General features: G+C 56.7%; 3 protein-coding genes and 1 pseudogene. 3 read left to right on the forward strand and 1 reads right to left on the reverse strand.

The features are described from left to right. Positions 1 to 248 precede the first annotated feature (248 nt). Positions 249 to 716 (forward strand): hypothetical protein, encoded by a 468-nt coding sequence (locus QTI66_RS39310; RefSeq protein ID WP_286565799.1) that lies wholly within the window; start codon positions 249 to 251, stop codon positions 714 to 716. 449 nt (positions 717 to 1,165) lie between these two features. On the opposite strand, the gene QTI66_RS39865 is transcribed toward QTI66_RS39310, so the two are convergent. After that, a complete protein-coding gene (locus QTI66_RS39865) occupies positions 1,166 to 2,038 on the reverse strand; it encodes an IS110 family transposase (RefSeq protein WP_353506300.1) in 873 nt (290 codons plus the stop codon). A 26-nt stretch (positions 2,039 to 2,064) separates the two neighbouring features. Between QTI66_RS39865 and QTI66_RS39325 the strand changes: the two are divergent. Then, positions 2,065 to 2,334, forward strand: a pseudogene (locus QTI66_RS39325) (DDE-type integrase/transposase/recombinase); the annotation flags it as partial. A gap of 402 nt (positions 2,335 to 2,736) precedes the next feature. Continuing rightward, the gene (locus tag QTI66_RS39330) at positions 2,737 to 3,240 is read left to right on the forward strand and encodes an SLOG cluster 4 domain-containing protein (RefSeq protein ID WP_286565802.1); all 504 of its coding nucleotides are present in this window, start codon (positions 2,737 to 2,739) and stop codon (positions 3,238 to 3,240) included. The last annotated feature ends 23 nt before the right edge of the window (positions 3,241 to 3,263 follow it).

Below are 3,263 nucleotides of genomic sequence, written 5' to 3' on the forward strand. Positions count from 1 at the left end.
GCACTCGCGCGGCTATTCGGCCACGTCGAAAATTCGCACCAGAGCCCTCTATCCTCGCCAATCGGAGCATCCTATCCACTTTGCAGCGTGTTCAAATTTGCGCGGCTGGCTCTGTATCAATAGGTGTCGGTGATTTTGGAGTGGCCCAGATACGCCGGCTAAGATCAGACTAAAATGACTGGCTACGATCGCAGTAATCCGCACACAAGATATTCAATTACGTGCGATTCCATTCTAGGAGGCTCATCATGTGCGATCCCCTGACTCGCGAACAAACTCTGACAATCTTTAAGCTGTACGAGGATAAGGGATGGGCAGTGAAACAGCAAATGCTTGCAACATTCGGCCTACTGACCCCGATTGTATTCGGCCTCTTGGCATTCTGTGCGAAGGACTATCTTTCACACACAATCTCCACAACGACGATTGCAGCAGGCTGGGCAACCTTCTCATTATCTTTGCTATTGGCATTCTTGATTATCCTGAGTCTAATACATGCCAATAAAGACTACACCCGATCGCACCAATTGTTGGATCATGCCAAGGCCAATGGGATTTTTCCACAGGAAACCATGAAGATTCTTCAGGGTGAGGACACGAATCGCCATCCCTGCTTCCGATACATTGGAGGGCAATTCATTGCCATACTGAGTTTAGGTGTCCTTCTCGTTGTCGTTTCCTTACTCTTCGCGTTGGCGATAACTCTACGCTCTTAGGGCGGCCCTCGCCCGCCCGTACATCTGACGCTTGCGGAACTTCAAGCGATTGGCATGGCCCTTCGGCTGGCCATTGCTCCACGGCAGCGTGAAGGCCGCCCGCACGGCTGCCAGTCGTTGCGCAAGCTGCGCGCGAAGCTTTGCATCTCAGGCGCGCTGCACTTCGACAAACGCTCAAGCCAACGATCGAACTCCCGAGGACGCCGCCGGTGCATGAGTCCAAGGAACTCACGCGCAAGGCTGCGGGCCTCGGCGACTACCGGTTCGATCTTGACCAGCGTCTGGACGAACCGCTCGTGATCGACATGCCGGGGCTCGTTGAATGCCAGCTTTCTCCATCCCACCAGCCAGCCGAAAGCGCGCCGGGCCGACGGGCACGGCAGGGTGCGAACAGGAGCGATAGCCGACGCGGGCTTGCATCGGGGCTCACATTCCGCACATCGAATGAGTCAATAAACCCGAATTTCCGCCGCGGCGGAAGGCGGCTTCAGGGCTTGGCGAGATAGGCTGATGTGGGCACTCCCAGCAAGCCGAGGACTTGGCGTTGCAGTTCGGTGAGTTCTGGCGGGAAGACTCGGATGACCTTGCCATCGGCCAACACCGACACGCGCTCGGCGAGGCTGAACAGCCGCAGGATGTGTTCGGTGGTGGGCCGCCGACAGGCACGGGCCTCGGGGTAGAGGGGGAGCTGTTCGATGTTGGCCGCCTGCCTGGCGCAGTTCGCGCTCGATGAAAAGGATGGATTGCATCCGGTTCTTCAGCCGCGTCGTCTGCGACACGAGCTGGGCGCGCTCGGCGATGCAGCGCCGCTGCAGCACGACGTCCTCGGTGGGCATCCACACCTCGGGCAGGAACTGCGCCGCGTGCTGGCGGGCGAGCGTCGCGGCGTCGATCTTGTCGGTCTTCACCTTGGCCCAGGCGATTGCCCGAACTTGCATGGGGTTGGCGATGGCCACGCGATGTACGAAGGGCATCAGCAGCCGAACAATGACCGCCGTGTTGCCGGTCGCCTCCAGCACGACGTCTTCCTCCTGGTCAGCGTCGCGGCAAACGTGAGCACCGCCTGACGGTCCATGGCGAAACGACCATGATTCTTCATCAGGCCGTTCTCGAGGATCGCGACCTGTGCAAAGTTGCGATGAACATCCAAACCGATGACTCTCATAGGCGTCTCCTACTGTGATGGACACACGGCGGAAGCTCGCGGACAACACGACACTTACGGATTCGCGCTCGCAGCGCAACCGGGCAGATCGAAGGGGCAGCCAGTTAACAACCCGAGCTCGCAGCTCATGAGGTACTCCGACCCGCCCGCAATACATGCTCCCGTCGCCCCTATCCCGGTGCGGAAACGATACTCCGCCGGAGGTACCGACCCGTGTGCCGGAAGGCGCGAGAGACAAGCATGCCGGGTAACAACATGATCGAGCAAGATCATCGAGGCGTGAAGTCGCGCATCAAGCTCATGCTCGGCTTCAAGATCTTCGACCGCGCGGCCGTGACGATCGCCGGCGTCGAGCTGCTGTATCGCATACGCAAAGGCCAGTTCAATCTCGGCAAGCTGCGTCTTCGAGGCCAAGCTGCGCCTGCGGTTTGGAATGCCGTACTCTTGGCCTGACCTGCCCGGCACTCTGGAGGGTGTCACTCAAGCCACGTCAAAAGTTTGCACCAGAGCCCGCAGGAGCAACTTCGACTCTTGTCAGCCCAACCCTAAGGGTGTCCAATGCGCGTTGTTCCCGGCGCCCGCCTTCTCATACCCTTTTTCGAGATTCGCTCCAACGTGTTTGTGTATGAGTTCGCCACATCGGCGAAGGAGATTGCAATGCTGGATTCTTGTGGGTTTTTCGACCAGCCGGAATGATGGTGAGCCGTCGGGATCCCGAATTGGACCTCAGCGTTTAGCGGCTCTCTGAGGTCAGCGCATCAGTTCTTCATCGGCGATGGTTCCGCTGCGCTCCCTGATTCAGGTGCGGCTGTGCGCCGGCATTAATCGCCATCCTCAACGTAGAAAGAGAGAATTATGGCACAGAAATCGCTAGTTGCTGTTGTGGGAACCGGTGACGACACCCAAGCGGCCCAACCTGCTATAAATAACGCACGCGAACTTGGTGAGCTCCTGGCAAAAGAAGGATGGGCTATTGTGAGCGGCGGTAGAGATGCAGGCATAATGAAGGCGGTCAACGAAGGCGCTAAAAAGGTTGTAGGAAGTCTTACTATCGGGATCATCTCCAACAAATCATCTCGCATTGCTCAAAACATTGACGTTGCAATCATAACCGACATGAATAATGCCAGAAACAATATCATCGGTTTATCAAGTAAAGTTGTAATCGCATGCGGAGTAGATGGTGCCGGCACCGCTTCTGAAGTTGCACTCGCGTTAAAAAACAAGAAGAAGGTGATATTATTGGGGACTAATAAAGCTACAAATGATTTCTTCCAAAAGCTCGACGGGAAAAATGTAATTACTGCTCAGACGCCTGAGGCTGCGGTTCAAACCATCAAGGATGAGAACTTGTGTTGACGTGGCCGAATAGCCGCGCGAGT

This window comes from Variovorax brevis (assembly GCF_030317105.1).
Lineage (GTDB): Bacteria > Pseudomonadota > Gammaproteobacteria > Burkholderiales > Burkholderiaceae_C > Variovorax > Variovorax brevis.

Bases quoted from the DNA above. Each gene is read 5' to 3' on its own strand.
- QTI66_RS39310 (WP_286565799.1), top strand. From the start codon at position 249: ATGTGCGATCCCCTGACTCGCGAACAAACTCTGACAATCTTTAAGCTG.
- QTI66_RS39865 (WP_353506300.1), bottom strand. From the start codon at position 2,038: ATGTATTGCGGGCGGGTCGGAGTACCTCATGAGCTGCGAGCTCGGGTT.
- QTI66_RS39330 (WP_286565802.1), top strand. From the start codon at position 2,737: ATGGCACAGAAATCGCTAGTTGCTGTTGTGGGAACCGGTGACGACACC.